The 16,322-nt window shown below is 52.5% G+C and carries 15 protein-coding genes; 8 read left to right on the top strand and 7 right to left on the bottom strand.

What is annotated here, in order from left to right; translation table 11 throughout:
- The first annotated feature begins 34 nt into the window (after nt 1-34).
- From ACQ4M4_RS14190 to ACQ4M4_RS14175, 4 genes are all read left to right on the top strand, one after another.
- Nucleotides 35-529, top strand: a complete 495-nt coding sequence (locus tag ACQ4M4_RS14190) for a thiol-disulfide oxidoreductase DCC family protein (protein WP_430685152.1) — start codon at nt 35-37, stop codon at nt 527-529.
- Nucleotides 526-2,994 (top strand): ligase-associated DNA damage response DEXH box helicase, encoded by a 2,469-nt coding sequence (locus ACQ4M4_RS14185; RefSeq protein WP_430685151.1) that lies wholly within the window; start codon nt 526-528, stop codon nt 2,992-2,994. Before ACQ4M4_RS14190 ends, ACQ4M4_RS14185 begins: the two co-directional genes overlap by 4 nt.
- Nucleotides 2,979-3,680, top strand: a complete 702-nt coding sequence (pdeM, locus tag ACQ4M4_RS14180) for a ligase-associated DNA damage response endonuclease PdeM (protein ID WP_430685150.1) — start codon at nt 2,979-2,981, stop codon at nt 3,678-3,680. Before ACQ4M4_RS14185 ends, pdeM begins: the two co-directional genes overlap by 16 nt.
- Before the next feature lie 197 nt (nt 3,681-3,877).
- A complete protein-coding gene (locus ACQ4M4_RS14175) occupies nt 3,878-5,317 on the top strand; it encodes a CHAT domain-containing protein (RefSeq protein WP_430685149.1) in 1,440 nt (479 codons plus the stop codon).
- A gap of 126 nt (nt 5,318-5,443) precedes the next feature.
- Here the strand turns inward: ACQ4M4_RS14175 and ACQ4M4_RS14170 are convergent, their stop codons facing one another.
- Nucleotides 5,444-5,701, bottom strand: coding sequence for a hypothetical protein (locus ACQ4M4_RS14170; RefSeq protein ID WP_430685148.1), 258 nt, complete (start codon nt 5,699-5,701; stop codon nt 5,444-5,446).
- A gap of 280 nt (nt 5,702-5,981) precedes the next feature.
- Here ACQ4M4_RS14170 and ACQ4M4_RS14165 point away from each other — a divergent pair, with 280 nt between their 5' ends.
- Nucleotides 5,982-6,929 (top strand): tetratricopeptide repeat protein, encoded by a 948-nt coding sequence (locus ACQ4M4_RS14165; RefSeq protein WP_430685147.1) that lies wholly within the window; start codon nt 5,982-5,984, stop codon nt 6,927-6,929.
- Here the strand turns inward: ACQ4M4_RS14165 and ACQ4M4_RS14160 are convergent.
- The 6 genes from ACQ4M4_RS14160 to ACQ4M4_RS14135 form a co-directional block, all read right to left on the bottom strand.
- Nucleotides 6,926-8,035, bottom strand: coding sequence for an ABC transporter ATP-binding protein (locus ACQ4M4_RS14160; RefSeq protein WP_430685146.1), 1,110 nt, complete (start codon nt 8,033-8,035; stop codon nt 6,926-6,928). The genes ACQ4M4_RS14165 and ACQ4M4_RS14160 overlap by 4 nt on opposite strands.
- Nucleotides 8,036-8,075: 40 nt before the next feature.
- Nucleotides 8,076-8,894, bottom strand: coding sequence for an ABC transporter permease (locus ACQ4M4_RS14155; protein ID WP_430685145.1), 819 nt, complete (start codon nt 8,892-8,894; stop codon nt 8,076-8,078).
- Nucleotides 8,894-9,859: an ABC transporter permease gene (locus ACQ4M4_RS14150; RefSeq protein ID WP_430685173.1), complete on the bottom strand. Its 966-nt coding sequence runs from the start codon at nt 9,857-9,859 to the stop codon at nt 8,894-8,896. Before ACQ4M4_RS14150 ends, ACQ4M4_RS14155 begins: the two co-directional genes overlap by 1 nt.
- A 35-nt stretch (nt 9,860-9,894) precedes the next feature.
- Complete coding sequence (locus ACQ4M4_RS14145; protein WP_430685144.1) at nt 9,895-10,734, bottom strand: sterol desaturase family protein; 840 nt, start codon at nt 10,732-10,734, stop codon at nt 9,895-9,897.
- A gap of 187 nt (nt 10,735-10,921) precedes the next feature.
- On the bottom strand, nt 10,922-11,668 hold the full coding sequence (locus tag ACQ4M4_RS14140) for an SDR family oxidoreductase (RefSeq protein WP_430685143.1): 747 nt from the start codon (nt 11,666-11,668) through the stop codon (nt 10,922-10,924).
- A gap of 132 nt (nt 11,669-11,800) precedes the next feature.
- Nucleotides 11,801-12,586 (bottom strand): hypothetical protein, encoded by a 786-nt coding sequence (locus tag ACQ4M4_RS14135; protein ID WP_430685142.1) that lies wholly within the window; start codon nt 12,584-12,586, stop codon nt 11,801-11,803.
- A gap of 240 nt (nt 12,587-12,826) precedes the next feature.
- Here ACQ4M4_RS14135 and ACQ4M4_RS14130 point away from each other — a divergent pair, with 240 nt between their 5' ends.
- The 3 genes from ACQ4M4_RS14130 (at nt 12,827) to ACQ4M4_RS14120 (ending at nt 16,247) form a co-directional block, all read left to right on the top strand.
- The gene (locus ACQ4M4_RS14130; RefSeq protein ID WP_430685141.1) at nt 12,827-13,186 is read left to right on the top strand and encodes a Spx/MgsR family RNA polymerase-binding regulatory protein; all 360 of its coding nucleotides are present in this window, start codon (nt 12,827-12,829) and stop codon (nt 13,184-13,186) included.
- A gap of 111 nt (nt 13,187-13,297) precedes the next feature.
- On the top strand, nt 13,298-14,407 hold the full coding sequence (locus ACQ4M4_RS14125) for a DUF389 domain-containing protein (protein WP_430685140.1): 1,110 nt from the start codon (nt 13,298-13,300) through the stop codon (nt 14,405-14,407).
- 181 nt (nt 14,408-14,588) lie between these two features.
- The gene (locus tag ACQ4M4_RS14120; RefSeq protein ID WP_430685139.1) at nt 14,589-16,247 is read left to right on the top strand and encodes an ATP-dependent DNA ligase; all 1,659 of its coding nucleotides are present in this window, start codon (nt 14,589-14,591) and stop codon (nt 16,245-16,247) included.
- The last annotated feature ends 75 nt before the right edge of the window (nt 16,248-16,322 follow it).

Below are 16,322 nucleotides of genomic sequence, written 5' to 3'. Positions count from 1 at the left end.
TCTGCTCCAATTGCATCATCCACGTTTTATAGCTATGTCACCTTCACCCGCTCCCGCTGCTGCATCAACCTCCACCACAGCTCCAACCTGGCAAATCAAGCTCCTGTACGACAGCGCCTGTCCGCTGTGTATGCATGAGGTGAAGTTTTTGAAGAAGCGCGATGCAGGGCGTGGCCTGGTGGAATTTGTCGATATTGCCGATGATGCCTATGATCCAGCCGCCAACGGTGGGGTCGATTTTGAAACGGCCATGGGACGCATTCACGCCATTTTGCCCGATGGCACCATCATCAAAAACGTAGAAGTGCTGCGGCGAGTGTATGAGGTGTTGGGCATGGGCTGGGTGTATGCCATTACCAAGCTGCCAGGGATAGGGGCGATCGCCAATTTTGTCTACAGCATTTGGGCACGTTGGCGCTTGCCGCTCACCGGACGACCCAGCCTGGAAACCGTAATTGCCCAGCGCAACAAACGCCTTGCCTGCCCAACCGACGGGCAAGCTGAAGGCCGCTGTCGCATCGACTCATGAGCCCTGCCAAGCGCAAATCTGCAACACTCTCTCCAGTTAGTGACCCGCAGCTTCAGCCCATTGTGGACTGGTTTCGGACTCAGGGCTGGGAGCCGTTGCCCTTTCAGCTAGAGGCGTGGCATGCGTTTTTGGCAGGGCGAAGCGGCATGATTCAGGTGCCCACGGGTTCGGGCAAAACCTATGCTGCCGTGATGGGGGCGATCGCCACCCTGCTGCACACTCCCGGCAAAGGGTTGCAACTGCTGTACATTACCCCATTGCGTGCCCTGTCGCGAGATATTGAACTCTCCATTCGCCGCCCGATTGAAGAGATGGGCTGGAACTTGCGCGTCGAGTCCCGCACGGGCGATACCACCAGCTCGCGCAAAACTCGCCAGCTCAAAAACATGCCCGATATCCTCATCACCACGCCGGAATCGCTGGCGGTGATGTTGTCCTATCCGGGCACAGCAGAGCGCTTTGCCAACCTGCGCGGCGTGATTTTGGATGAATGGCACGAACTGCTCAACTCCAAACGCGGCACCCAAACGGAGCTGTGCCTGTCCCACTTACGCCAAGTTCAGCCCACGCTACAAACCTGGGCCATTTCCGCCACATTGGGAAACGTGGAAGAAGCGGCGCAATCTGCCGTGGGGCTGGGCGTTGAACCTGTGATTGTGCGGTCTAACCTGACGCGCCAAACCATCATCAAAAGCATCCTGCCCGAATCCGTGGATGCATTCCCCTGGGCGGGTCACCTGGGTTTGCACATGTTTGAAGAATTGGTAGATGCACTGGATATTGAGAAATCCACGCTGATTTTCACCAATACGCGATCGCAATCCGAACGGTGGTTTCAAGCGCTCACGTTTGCCCTGCCGGAACACACCGACAAGCTAGCCCTGCACCACAGTTCCATTGATGTGAAGGAACGCGAGGCGATCGAAGCAGCGGTGAAAGCAGGCGATATTAAGTGGGTGGTGTGTACGGCATCGCTCGATTTGGGGGTGGACTTTCAGCCTGTGGAACGAGTGGTGCAAATTGGCAGTGCCAAGAATCTGGCCCGATTGCTGCAACGAGCGGGGCGATCGGCGCATGTTCCCGAAGGAATTTCCGAAATCTTTTTTCTGCCCACCAATGCGCTGGAATTGCTGGAGATTTCCGCCTTTCGCAATGGGCTGAAAGCGGGAGATTTGGAATCGCGGCGATCGCTGCACAAGCCCTATGACGTATTGGTGCAGCACTTGGTGACCTTGGCTTGTGGGGATGGATTTCAGGCAGAGCAAACATTAGCCAGCGTTCGCAAAACGGTTGCCTACCGAGATCTCAGCGATGACGAATTCTTTTGGATGCTGGAATTTATCACAACAGGCGGAAAGAGCCTCAACGCCTATCCAAGATACAAAAAAGCCACCCATCAAGATGGTTTGCTGAAAGTAACCGATGCCCAAATTGGTAAGATGCACCGAATGGGAATTGGAACGATCGCATCCAATCAAGCCTTACGCATGGTGTATACAAATCGGAAAGATATTGGCACCGTCGAAGAAAGCTTTGTATCAAAACTCAAGAAAGGAGATGTGTTCTTTTTTGCAGGACGACAGCTCGAATTTTTTATGATGAAGGATATGGTGGTGTACGTGAAAAATACCACCAAAAAATCTACTGTAACGCCCATTTGGTATGGGGGCAACCTCACCATTTCCGATACGTTGAGCACGCATCTCCGCCGCGAAATTGGTTCCATCAAAGCGCCTGAGACCCAAGATTTCAGTCCAGAAATTCACTGCATTGCGCCAATTTTGGCCACCCAAGATCGCCTGTCTCACCTACCCGGCACCCAAGAGTTACTCATTGAAGTGTGCAAAACCCGCGAAGGACAACATCTTTACGTCTTTCCATTTGAGGGAAGGTTTGTGCATGAGGGATTGGGCTTTTTGTGGGGCTATCGCTTTGCTCGACAGCAGCAAACCACCTTCACCATTTCTGTGAATGACTACGGGTTTGAGATTCTGGCTCCTAAAGATTACCCCTTTCAAGACTTATTTTCTGATGAATTCTTTAGCACCGAGCATTTGGCCGAAGATTTGAAAGCTAGCCTCAACATTTCGGAACTCACCAATCGCAAGTTTCGGGCGATCGCCCAAATTGCTGGTTTAGTCTTCAAGGGCTATCCATCTTCCAAAAAAACAACGGGTCAACTGCAAATTAGCTCGTCGTTAATCTACGACGTGTTCTGCAAATACGAACCCGAAAATTTGTTGCTCAAGCAAGCAGAACAGGAAGTCTTGAACGAGCAGTTAGAAGCCCATCGCCTTACCCAAACGCTAGAGCGACTAAAAGACCTAAACTTAGTATGGACGCAAACACGGCGGCCTTCTCCCTTTGCATTTCCGCTTTTGGTAGAACGCCTCAGTTCGCGCCTATCCAATGAAAGCCTGATGGATCGCATCGCTCGATTAAAAGAACAGTGGAACGCTCTGTAATTGAACTCACCTATCAAACCACGCAGCTGCACCTGTTGCCAGAACGCGCCGTTTACCTATCCCAAGCTGAACTGCTGCTGGTATCGGATGTGCATCTAGGCAAGTCAGAAACATTTCAGCAATCGGGAATTCCCATTCCAAATTGCGTCAACGATCGCACCCTCCAGCGACTGACTACCCTGTGCCAAACCTATCATCCTAAACAAATGATTATTTTGGGCGATCTCTTCCATGCTCGTTTGGGGTTTGTGGATGAAGTGATTCAAGCCTGGTTGAACTTTTTATCAACCGTTCAGCTCAAGCCTCAGTTATTGTTGGGTAACCACGATCGCCCACTGACGAATCAACTCACGCTGTTCAATCTTGAATGCATTGATCATCCGATCGAACTCGACGATGTCATTTTGAGCCACGAACCTGTCACGACTCAAACCAAGCTCAACATTTGTGGCCATGTTCATCCTTGCTTTCGCTACAAAAGCAAATTGGATGATATTCGATTACCCTGCTTCTTTTACGATCGCACTGCCAAAACACTCATTCTGCCATCCTTTGGTGAGTTCACAGGCGGATATGATGTGTCATTAACTCCGCATACAATTGCCTATGCGATCGCTCAACAATCCATTATTCCATTTGAAGGAACAGGCCGCGCTCAGTCAACCTGGCGAAAAAAAACACAGTAGCAGTTATCGATACAACAAGTGTCAAATAGGGGCTAAATTAGCAGCAAAATGTTAGGGTGGAATTCCCTCTCTAGGATCAGGGATATATCACCATCGCATGCTATTTTGAACATCTAAACTCAACGATATTGAACAGATGAGTTTGGTGTAAAACCCTTGGACAACCGCTTATAAAACTTCAAGAATTTGCTCAGCTTATGATGAATCATCGTTATCGAGCAGGTTTAGGGTTTGTGCTAGGTTTGGTTGCTACACTCGTGCTGTTTGCTCCCGTCAACGCATCCACAGAACAAGTACACATAGAACGGGCACACACACAGCATACCCACACAAAACAAGCACAAACAGAAACGTCAGCCCCCTCCCAGCTAACGCCCATCTCAGCATTGCGTCTCGATCCCCAGCAGCTCAGTACATCGCTCGATGAGGGAAGGATGGCTGAGGCCGTGTTGCAGCTTGAGCAGGGATGGCGACAACAGCTGAATGAATACTACGGACGGCACTTTAGAACCGAACTACTGCCTCCCGAGCAAATTGCCCAAAGCTTGCAGCAAATCAACCAAACGACCGGACAGCGCACGGCCCTGGTCTATGCCGTCTCGACCGCGAATCAGCTAGAAGTGGTGCTGCTACTGCCCGATGGCCAACTCATACACCATCGAGCCACCGAAGCAACTGAAGACGCGATCGCCGAAACCATCCGCGAATTTCGAGCAGAGCTGGTTCGTCCTGCCCTGCCTACTCAACGCTATTTGCCCCTGGCGCAGCGGCTTTATCAATGGATGCTGGAACCGTTGGAATCTGCACTAGAAGCCCAAAACATCGATAACCTGATCTTTTGTTTGGGGGGTGGCTTGCGTGGCGTTCCCCTAGCGGCATTGCACAACGGTCAAACTTTTTTGATTGAGCAATATGGCGTTAGCATCATTCCCGCGTTTAATCTGCTCGATCGCCGTCCAGCCAACTTAGCCGGGGCGCAGGTGTTGGCCATGGGAGCCTCCGAGTTTCAAACCCAGGTGCCGTTGCCAGCGGTGCCGGTTGAGCTAAACGCCATTACCCAACTGTGGCCAGGAGACGTATCGCTGAATCAGGAGTTTACGCTAGAAAATTTGAGAAATTTGCGATCGCGCCAACCCTACTCCATTGTGCATTTGGCAACTCATGCCGATTTTGCCCCTGGCGATGTCGAAGAATCCTATATTCAATTTTGGAATCAACAGCTTGGGCTTAATCAACTGCGCAGTTTGGGGTTACAAAGTCCCACCGTTGAGCTTTTGGTGTTGAGTGCTTGTCGGACTGCGGTTGGAGACCCCAATGCCGAACTGGGCTTTGCTGGGTTAGCGGTGCAGTCGGGGGCAAAATCGGCCCTGGCAAGCTTGTGGTCCATTCCCGATGCCGGAACATTTGTGTTTATGACGGGCTTTTATCAAGCGCTGATGGACGCACCCACTAAAGGCGAAGCCCTACGGCAAACCCAACTCGCCATGCTCCAGGGTCGCCTTACGCTAGAGAGTGAATCTCTCCAACCTGTTCTGCGAGGTCTTGCTATTCCTGAAGAAGTGGTTCAGGATGCGGCCACCAATTTGGCGCATCCGTACTACTGGTCAGGATTTACGCTCATTGGCAACCCGTGGTAGCACGCTACAAAGCGAGAGCACCGCATCAATGCACTTCATGTACCATCGAGCGCTTCAATTTTTAACTGAATACTTAACTGAATACCTATCTTGATAGCTCTTTCAAACCCAAGACAAGTGCGCAGCTCATACCAAAGATTTAGTCAAAATAATGTAGTCTTCTCTACTGGCTTCTTTCCAAGTAATGGGTTGTGTCATCCAGGCTTGAAAACAATCCCGCCATTCTGCACAATACCCATGTTCAAACACAAAACTACGGACATCATTGATTGGAGATAATGTTGCTGTGGTTTCGTTTTGAGATTCCACATAGGCACTAGTAAACCGATAGTGCTCAGGATGAAATACTGTTGCTGGAACCAAAACTTTGACTTGAAAATACATTGTTCATCACCCCTAGAACAGGTACTTGCTTGGGGTAAGAGTAAACAACATTAAGCGCGATCGCCCGCAAACTTTATATAAATTTTATCTAGAGGGTTTTCTTTTTTATTTAACCAATAAATTATTGGGCTCATTCGGACTTGAAAACTGCTCCAACTATCGTTAGCGATCGTGTGCCGATGGGCAATCTAAATCTGCTTGGCGACTTGTTCAACCATCGATCAGGTGCACCAGTGCCTAAGCAACTCAATCCACCTGTACGAGAGAAAGGCTTAACACTATGGCGATCGCAGCATTTGTAGCACTCGTGCTGGTGATTGTGGGATGGTTAACGTGGCTGAGTGGCCATGTTTGGGGTCTTGTCCTTGCCTTTCAGGACAGTGCCTTGTGGGGATTCGCTTATCTATTTGTTCCATTTGCGGCGCTTGTGTTTGTGCTTAAGCGCTGGAGCCGGACAGGTGCCCGAAAATCCTTCTGGCTCCAAGCGTCAGGAACGGGAGTTATCATAATCGGCAGTCTGTTCATGCTTTTACTAGAGGCTGGAATCCCGTTTGGCAGTTCTTTTGGCAGCTCTAATGCATCTCAAATGGCGCAACAACCAACCGAGACAGGCCGGAGACAGTCGGTACAGGTACCCGTGCGCAACTCAAAACCAATCCCTGTTCCCAGATCTCAAACGGTTGTCTCATGCTACATGTCAGAAGCAGAAACAACCGCCCCAGATTCCTCTGTTGAAGTCTCTTCGCAGCACTACAGCACCTCCTCTGGTGAAGTATTTTCCCGGCGCTACAGCATCCGCTCATCCGAATCATCTCCAAAATTCGATTTTGAGGAATGCATGAGGTTGGGAAATGAGGCACTCATACAACAAAACTACGAAAGAGCCGAAGCTTACTATAAGCGAGCCAGTCTCTCTGCACCATTTGGCGATCGCACAGCGTTCGATGCCATGAGCAGAGCGGGCAATCTTGCTTTTCGGCAGCAAGTTGACCAACAGCGGGCAAAGATGCGAGCATCTAGCCCAGGCGCTCGACCTGCCCGGTATAACTACCAAGACTCGATGCGGGTGGGCTATGCTGCGTTTCAACAAAAGGACTACCAAACAGCTTTGATTAATTTTGAGCGGGCAATTGAGGCACGTCCGGGCGATCGCCTTGCCTTGGATGCCATCAACAACACCCGCCGCATTCTACAGCAGCAATCAGCCAGCACCCGTAACGTTAACTAGGTGGCATCCGATCGCGGCAACACCAGACAATCCCCAACATTCCAACTCAGGGCGATCGCCCCCTCGGCAAATAGCGCTTGCTGGCCCAGTTGAGTCACTATCAGCTGGCCTACGGGAGTTTGCAACGTGAGTTCGCGCAGTTGGCCAATATAGGTTTGGTGCAGTAGCATTCCTGTGATGGAGTTATCATGCTCGCCGCTGCTGGCGTTGAGCCGAATCCGCTCTGGTCGAATCATGAGCGTTACGGCTTCGCCAGTGGCTAGCTGCATCACAGACTCGTGAGGCACCTGCGCCCGCAGCAATTCATCCTGCACCCGAATCACCGTGCGATCGCCCGATTGTTCTACCAGCGTTCCCTGCAAAAAGTTGGCCTTGCCAATGAACTGTGCCACAAAGGGCGATCGCGGCAGATTATAAATTTCGTGGGGAGTGCCAATTTGCTGCACTTCACCGTTGTGCATCACCGCAATGCGATCGCTCAGAGCCATCGCCTCTTCTTGATCATGGGTAACGTAGATGAATGTGAGATCGGTTTGGCGCTGCACGGCTCGTAGCTCTTGCCGCACCTCTTCCCGAATCTTGGCATCCAGAGCCGACAACGGTTCATCTAACAACAGCACCTTGGGCCGGTTGATAATGGCTCGCGCCAGGGCAACTCGCTGCTGCTGCCCACCCGACAGCTGCGCCGGACGGCGATCGCGCAACGCCTCAATTTGAAACATCTTGAGCACATCGCGCACCCTAGGATCAATCTCCTCACACGGCGTACGGGCGATCGCCAAGGGATAGGCCACATTCTCTGCCACCGTCATGTGGGGAAACAGCGCATAGTTTTGGAACACCGTATGCACATTGCGGCGATAGGGCGGCAGCGTGGTCACATCTTCTCCACCCACATAGACCGTGCCATATTCGGGAACTTCAAACCCGCCAATCATACGCAGCGTCGTTGTTTTCCCCGATCCGCTGGAACCAAGCAACGAATAAAACTCACCCGCCTTCACATCCAACGTCACATTCCGCGCAGCATACACCTCCGCATTCCCAGATCGATAAATTTTGCTGACGTGATCCAGATAAACCAGGGAATCAGATTGGGGAGCCATAGGGAGTGCCGGAAACGGTAAACAGTCAGAAAAAACCGCATTAATCTGGATTGCGCTGGCTCAGGAGCACCAACAACGCACTGACCGCTGAAATAAAAGTGGCGACTGCGGCAATTTCGGGAGTGATATTGGTGCGCAGTCGCCCCCAAATCTCCATTGGCAGCGTGTTGTCGCGCCCGGTGAGGAAAATGGTGACCACCACCTCATCAAACGATAGCGTGAACGCCAGCAGCGCACCTGCAACTACAGCGCTGCGAATGTAGGGGAAGATAATATCGCGAAAGACTTGGGCTGGTCTAGCACCCAGATCTGCCGCCGCTTCTTCTAAACTGCGGGGAAACTGCTGCAAGCGAGTTAGCATTGGCCCCAGTGCGACGGGCAAGCCAAACATCGCATGGCCCAACACCACCGTCCACAGTGATAATTCCAACCCCAGGCTAGAAAAATAGGCCAACATCGCCACGCCAGTTACAATCCCCGGTAACAAAATCGGCAAATTGAGCGAGATGCGAAACGCACTTTTGCCAAAAAACTGGTAGCGATAAATCGCAAACGAGGCCAACAGCCCAAACACCGTCGCCAAAATTGTGGCAGCTCCTGCGACTCGTAGCGAATTCCACAACGCGGTACGCAGGGGCTTGTCCAAAAACGCCAGTTGGTACCAGTCCAATGTAAAGCCCTTGAGCGGCAGCGACAAAATGCGCGAGTCGTTGAAGCTCATCACCACCACCACCACGATGGGGAGATACAAAAAGCCAAACACCAGCACCAGCCACAGGCCGAGCAGCCAGGGCTGTTTGGCGGCGCGGGGAACGGTAGACGTGGGCGGTTCGGTGGCTGGCAGCGTCGAGTTGGCCATCACAAATTCTCCAATGCTCCACGTCGCAGGGCGATCGCCAGTCCGCTAAATACAATCAGCATCACCACCAGGGCAAACGCTGCCCCCAACGGCCAGTTGTAGGCCACCCCAAACTGCGACGAAATCACGTTGCCCAGCATAATGCCACTGGGACTACCGACCAAACTGGGCGTGATGAAATCGCCCATGGTCAGCGAGAAAACGTTGATGGAACCTGCCAATACTCCCGGCATCACCAAGGGCAAAACGATTCGCCGAAACGTGGTGATGGGTGGCGCATTCAGGTCTACCGAGGCTTCCAGCAATGAATCGGGCAGTTTTTCAAACGCGGTAATGACGGGCAAAATCATAAACGGTAACCACACATGCACAAACGTGAGCATGGTGGAAAACTGGTTGTAGAGAAACACCTGACTGGGTTCCGACAAAATTCCTGCCCAGATTAGCGCACTGTTCAGCACGCCGTTGTAGCCCAAAATAATTTTCCAAGCAAACACCCGCACCAAGTAGCTCGACCACAGCGGCAAAATCACCATGAGGGTGAGCAAGGAGCGATACCGCCCCGCTCGCTTGGCAATGAAAAAGCCCACGGGAAGCGCGATCGCTACATCAATTACGGTCACTCCGAGGGCCGTTCCCACGGTTCTTGCGATGATGGTTCGGTAAGACGGATTGGTGGCGATCGCCTGAAAATTTTGCAGGGTAAATTCTTTGACAATATCGAATGCTTCCAGCCGCCACACGCTGTAGCTCATCAGAATGAGCAACGGCACAAAGTACAGCGCCGACATCCACACTAACGGTGGAAACAGCGAAGCATACAAACCAGAACGGGCACGAGGCGATCGCCGCTCCACTGATTGAAACGAACGGCCTTGAGGCGCATTAAGAGGTGCATTCGGTTGAGGATCTGCTGTGGTCACATCCATTCCCCACGCATCAGCGACTACTTCAGCATATCGCACCAAATTTCAGCTCATTCGCCCTCCTGCACCATCAGTTATGACTCCTCAGCTGGGTGGCCCGTGTGTGGACGGCTTGCGCATTGACCATAAGCCGCTTCGTATTTGGGATCTTGGGTGCCCAACAGCTTATCCCAAAAGGTGAAATATAGACCGTAGTGCATGGAGTACTTGCAGTGGTGAACCGAATGGTGCGCTGGGCCAATAAACCACTTGCCCAGCCAATGGTGAGGGAACGACACGGGTAATCGCTCAATTCCTAAATGATTCATAACAGCCCACACCGTCATGGTGATGAGAACCGCAATGATAGTGATGAAGTGAAGCGGAATGGTAAAGACAATGAAAGCTAGAAACAAAGCTTGGGCGATCGCTTCTAATGGATCAAAGGCAAAGGAAGTCCAAGGTGTTGGGTGTCGTGAGCGATGATGGCCTTGATGAAACCACGAAAACAACCGAGGATGATGAAACAACCGATGGGTGAAATAAAAGTACGTATCTTGCAGAATGAGCACAAAGATATAACTTAAGCCGATGTACCACCAGTCAAACCACCAGTTGGACGATTGGACTTGCAGATATAACCGAGTAAATCCCAGGCAATACAGCGACATGATGCAAGCACAGGTAAAGGCAAACACGATGGCCGACTGCATCGACAACAAGATATCCTGCTGGATCAAACGGCGTTGCGCTGCGTTTGGCCCCGGCAGCGGAGCCGAAGAGTTTGGAGCGGAAGAATGGCGATCGCTGAGCCAGCGACAAGCCGGAACATAGAGCAGGAGATAAATCCCCCCAGCAACTAAAAAATATCGCAGCACAATAATCGCAAAAAATGCAGCGTTATAAAATCCAAACGACCGTTCGGTTAAATTCATTGGTTTGCATATCTGTCAGAAATTAGAGGTTGAATTCTCTCTGTCCTCCTCACTGTAAGCCATTCACCCCACTTAATCGCTGACCATTAGACAGAGGCCCAAGGTAGATATCATTCAGATGAGCGATCGCACTATCCCAAACCATTCCCCAAAGCAGACCCCACGTCAAACTGCTCATCAAGCTGAACTATTTGCCGCCTGCAATGTCAATAAAGGCTCCCGTGGTGTAGGAAGCTTCATGCGACAGCAGCCACAAAATCGCGTTTGCTACCTCCTCTGCGGCTCCGCCTCGCTGCATCGGAACCGTAGATTTGACCCGATCAATTCGATTGGGCTCACCGCCACTGGCATGAATTTCGGTATCAATAAAGCCAGGACGCACCGCATTTACCCGAATACCGTGATCGGCCACTTCTTTAGCCAAGCCAAGCGTCAGGGTATCGATCGCGCCTTTGGAGGCGGCGTAGTCCACATATTCCCCGGGTGAACCCAACCGTGCCGCCACCGACGACACATTCACAATTGCCCCACCCCTGCCCCCATTTGCAGTTGACATGCGCTTAATTGCCTCGCGCGCACACAAAAAGCAACTGGTAATGTTGGTGGTAAAGATGCGGTTCAACCGATCTGCGTCCATCATTTCCACTCGCATTTGCTGTTCCAAAATTCCAGCATTATTGACCAGGGCGGTGAGGGGCCCCAATTGCTCGTCTACTTGCTGAAACAGCGCCACCACGTCGGGTTCGGAGGCAACATTGGCAGCAATGGCGATCGCCCTTCCACCCATCGCCTGAATATCTGCCACAACCTGCTGAGCTGCGGCCTCCCGTTGGCGGTAGTTCACGCACACAGCGTAGCCGCGCTTCGCTGCCAACCGCGCCGTTGCCGCACCAATGCCCCGACTGCCTCCGGTGACTACTATGACGTTCTCCATCCTGGCAAAATCCGCTCAACCACCACACCCAACTATAGCGACCCGCACCCAGAAGCGATCGCGCCCAAAGCGAGAAGTTTTCGCTCCAATTGGTGACAGCTTACCGCATACCCAAGCTGGGGTGAGCAGAGCTTATCTGCGTCTTCTGGGGCGATATCCCCACACCATTCCTATTACCACCAACGCCACTGCAATGGGCAGCACCACCCGAAACCCCGCCACCACCGATGTAAACAGGCGAGGCGAGGGCAAACAGACATAGACATCTCGATACCCACAAACAGCAAATTGCAGCAGGCCATATCCCCAAAACGAGCACAGCAGCGTGAGCAAGGTCAGGCCCATCCACTCATACTTTTGGGTAGCCCAAATAGACGCCGAATGGGGGTGAAAGGGGTGAACGCTGATGCGAGCAGACGTGCCAGAACGGGACTGTTGAGAATCGGCCTGCTCATAACAGTGGGCTAGGTTTTTACCAATGAGGGCACCCGCACAGCCTGCGATGACCGAGGCCAACACCGAATGAAAGCCAATCAGAACCGCATAAGTGGGTGTCATGGCAGTTGTGGCAAAATACCACGGGCCAAATATGGCCGCGCCGCTACTAGCCAACCCAGCACCAAGAACCATCGCTAGGGCGCGATACTGCCGCACTCGACGCAATGGGGAGTAAAACCAGGCGGTGAGGCCGCTCAGCAGGAAGCCATTTGCGATTCCCAAGCTCACTCCCAACACTGCACCCACCCATCCAGTCCACAGGGCAACGAAAAAGAAAGTGGTTCCCAGCACAACTCCCAACAGGTCGCCAGCCATCAGCCCGGTCAGGTCGCTGCGGAGGATGAGGGCGATCGCCAACGGGGGCGACAGGCGAAGTCTGTCTGGTGGGGTTGGCTGCTTTGGCTCACGATTCCTATTCACAAATCCTGAATGATTCGATGACTCATGGATTTTGACGAAGCAGCCCTGACTTTACCTCCTGCGATCGCTCGTTTTCCCAAAGCTAAACAGAGGAGCAGGTCTGGTTTAATAACAACAGGACTTACGCAAGCCCACTAAATCTGGTGTGTTGGTGTTGTGGGTAGGGTGCGAAGCACCCTACCCACAACACCAATGCGTAAGTTCAGAACAAGTTGGAGACGACAAGCAACAGGAGGAGCCATGTCTACACTTCTGGTTTATGGAATTCCAAATTGCGGCACCTGCAAAAAGGCATTGAGCTGGCTTAATGAACATCAAGTTTCCTATGAATTTGTAAACACCAAAGAGCAGCCCCCCAGCCGAGAGGCGATCGCCAGCTGGGTTGCCACCCTGGGAGCCAAACCCATGCGCAACACTTCGGGGCAGTCCTATCGAGCGTTGGGCACCACCAAAGATAGCTGGACCGACGAGCAATGGATCGACGCGTTTGCCAACGATGCCATGCTGCTTAAGCGGCCCCTGTTTGTGCAAAATGGCGAAGCGGTTTTTGTTGGTTTTCGCAATCCTGAAGATGTGAAAACCAAGCTGGGCATTACATAGCCGCCGCCTGAACAACCTGTTAGCCTGTCAGCAGGGTTGCCTTTCTTGCCCATCCATATTTCTTGGGCTGATCCCTCGCCCGATTCCTGTTGGTGAGGTTCTAGACACGTGATGTTTGGTACAGAAAAGCGGCTCCATCGGCTTTCTACATCCAATATCCACCCATGCGAAATCCCCTCTCTGCCCATGCTGAAACGATTTATCCATTGGATCACCAAGAAGCTGAGCGAACTGCGCAACGGCAACAGTGGAGATTGGGCTTGGCTCAACTCCAAGCCGATGCCGTTGCCGGCCATGAATCGGCATCTTTGGCGATCGGCTGACCCATCGATTACGTATTACCTGTTGCTCACGCTGTCGGTCATCATTGCGACGTTTGGCCTGCTATCCAACAGTGCTGCCGTCATCATTGGTGCCATGATTATTGCGCCACTGATGGGGCCAATTAGCGGAATTGCTTTTTCGATTGTGCTGAACAATCGGCGGTTGCTGCGGCGCTCCATGCTGGGATTGATTACTGGATGTACGTTGGCGATCGCCACGGCAACCGCCATTAGCCTGTCGGTGGGCATCCAAACCCCAACTGCCGAAATTTTGGCACGCGTGCGGCCTAACCTGATGGATCTGGGGGTCGCGTTGGCAGCGGGCACCGCTGGGGCCTATGCTAGCTCTCGTCGCGATATTGCCAATGCACTGCCCGGTGTGGCGATCGCCGTTGCCCTGGTTCCACCGTTGGGCGTGGTGGGCTATGGGGTGGCGCTATCGTCTCAAAGCATTACTGGCGGAGCGCTGCTGCTGTTTGCCACAAATTTGGCGGCCATCATCTTTAGCGGATCGGTAGTATTTTTATTTCAGCGCTATGGCTCTATTGCACGAGCGCAACGGGGTCTGACGATCGCCGTTACCGCCCTCATCTTGTTAGGAATTCCGCTGGCTTTCTCATTTCAAGACTTAGTTCTACGAGAACGCACCCGCACCGAAATTAACCGCCTCATTCGTCGGCGCACCCTTACCTTTGCTGATCGCAGCATTCGCACCCTCAACGTCGATCGGATTGGCCGTGAACTCTACGTTGATCTCGAAGTTGCGGCTCCACCCAACACCGTAACCGAAAAGCAAGTGCAGCTCGTCCAAGATTTTTTGCAACGTCAGCTCGATCGCCCAATTTACCTGAATGTAACGGTGGTTCCGGTTGAAATATTTGTGGCTCCAGCCAATTAATCTCCCCCACGAAACCGCTTCCACACGACCTTGCCCAAACCGTCCAAACCTCGTTAGGCTAAGCCAGGGATAAGTCATGTTGACAGCCTGTGATGATGCTAGAAGATGCGATGCATCCAACCACCAACCACCATCACAGATTTAAACCACCTCCTATGGATGCCGTTGCGATCGCCCCTCTATGAAGCGTTTTGCCTTGCTATTTCAACAGGTTGATGCCACCACCTCGACCAACGAAAAGGTGAAAGCATTGGAGGCGTACTTTCGAGAAGAAATCCCCGAAAACGGCGTATGGGGACTGTTTCTACTTTTGGGAAAAACACGCAAACGTCTCATTACCTCTCGTGTATTGCGGGATGCCTTTCTGTCCATTGCCGACATTCCCGAATGGTTGTTTGAAGATTGCTACGCCCAAGTGGGCGACTCGGCAGAGGTGATTGCGCTGCTGTTGCCCCGTTCTGAAACGCCAGCTGAAACGCCAGTCAAAGACGCGACGGTTGGTTCCGAGTTACCCCTGGCCACCTGGATGCAGACTATCATTCCCCAGGTGAAGCAGATGGAAACGGAGGATGAGCTGCGATCGCTGATTGTGTCGTGGTGGCGATCGCTCGACTCGTTCGAGGTGTTTGTGCTCAACAAAGTGCTGACGGGAGCCTTTCGCTTTGGTGCATCGGAAAAGCTGGTCATTAAGGGACTGTCTGCGGCGTCGGGCATTTCCGAGTCAGAGTTGGCTCATCGGCTTATGGGCGATTTTGTGCCCACCGTGGAGTTCTATCAGCAGTTGCTTCAGCCCCAGGTAGAGGAGGCGATCGCCCCCAGCCGCCCTTATCCGTTCTTTCTGGCTTCCCAGTTGGAAGAGGATAAGTTTCAAACCGAGACCATGGCAGATTGGTTAGCCGAGTGGAAATGGGACGGCATTCGTGCCCAAATCATTCGCCGCGCCGATGAATCCTTCATTTGGTCGCGGGGCGAAGACTTGATTACCCAACAGTTTCCCGAACTAGCCGATGGCGCCGCTGCGCTGCCCAACGGTACGGTGCTGGATGGCGAAATTTTGTGCTGGTATGGCGAGGATCATGAGAATCCCCAACTGCGCGATCGTCCCATGAACTTTAACGCGCTACAAAAACGACTGGGGCGCAAACGAGTGACCGCCAAGCTAATGGACGAAAATCCCGTCAACTTTATTGCCTACGATGTGCTGGAATACGAGGGGCAAGATGTTCGCAGCAAGCCCCTGCGCGATCGCCGTGAGCTGTTGTTCCGGGTTTTGGCTCAATCCATGCCTCAGCGCATGCGCCCCTCCACCGTGCTCCAGTTCGATACCTGGGAAGATTTGCAAGCATTGCGAGAGCGATCGCGCGATCAGGGTGCCGAAGGGCTGGTCATTAAAGCGATGGATAGTCCTTATCTGGTGGGACGCAAACGCGGCTACTGGTGGAAGTACAAAGTCGATCCCATGTCACTCGATGCGGTGTTGATTTACGCACAGGCGGGCAGCGGCAAACGCGCCAACCTGTTTACCGACTACACCTTTGCTCTGTGGAAAGGCGATGAGCTAGTGCCCTTTGCCAAAGCGTATTCCGGCCTGGATAACAAAGAAATTGATACGCTCGATCGCTGGATTCGCAAACATACGATTGAGAAATTTGGCCCGGTGCGATCGGTCGAACCAATTCAAGTCTTCGAAATTGGGTTTGAGGGCATTGCCCAGTCGAATCGACATAAATCCGGCATTTCCGTGCGGTTTCCCCGCATTTTGCGCTGGCGACTCGACAAACCCGCCCAAGAAGCCGACACCATCGAAACGGCGCTGACGCTGCTCCATCAGATGCCGTAGTTTTGGGACACAAAGTGCCCATTTTTGCGTGCGCGTTGCGCACGCAAAAATGGGCACTTCAGCTTATCCATAACT

This window comes from Leptolyngbya sp. AN02str (assembly GCF_050565595.1).
Classification (GTDB): Bacteria; Cyanobacteriota; Cyanobacteriia; order Elainellales; family Elainellaceae; genus Kaiparowitsia.
Note: the sequence above shows the minus strand (reverse complement) of the source record. Positions and strands in the feature narration are given on the sequence as shown.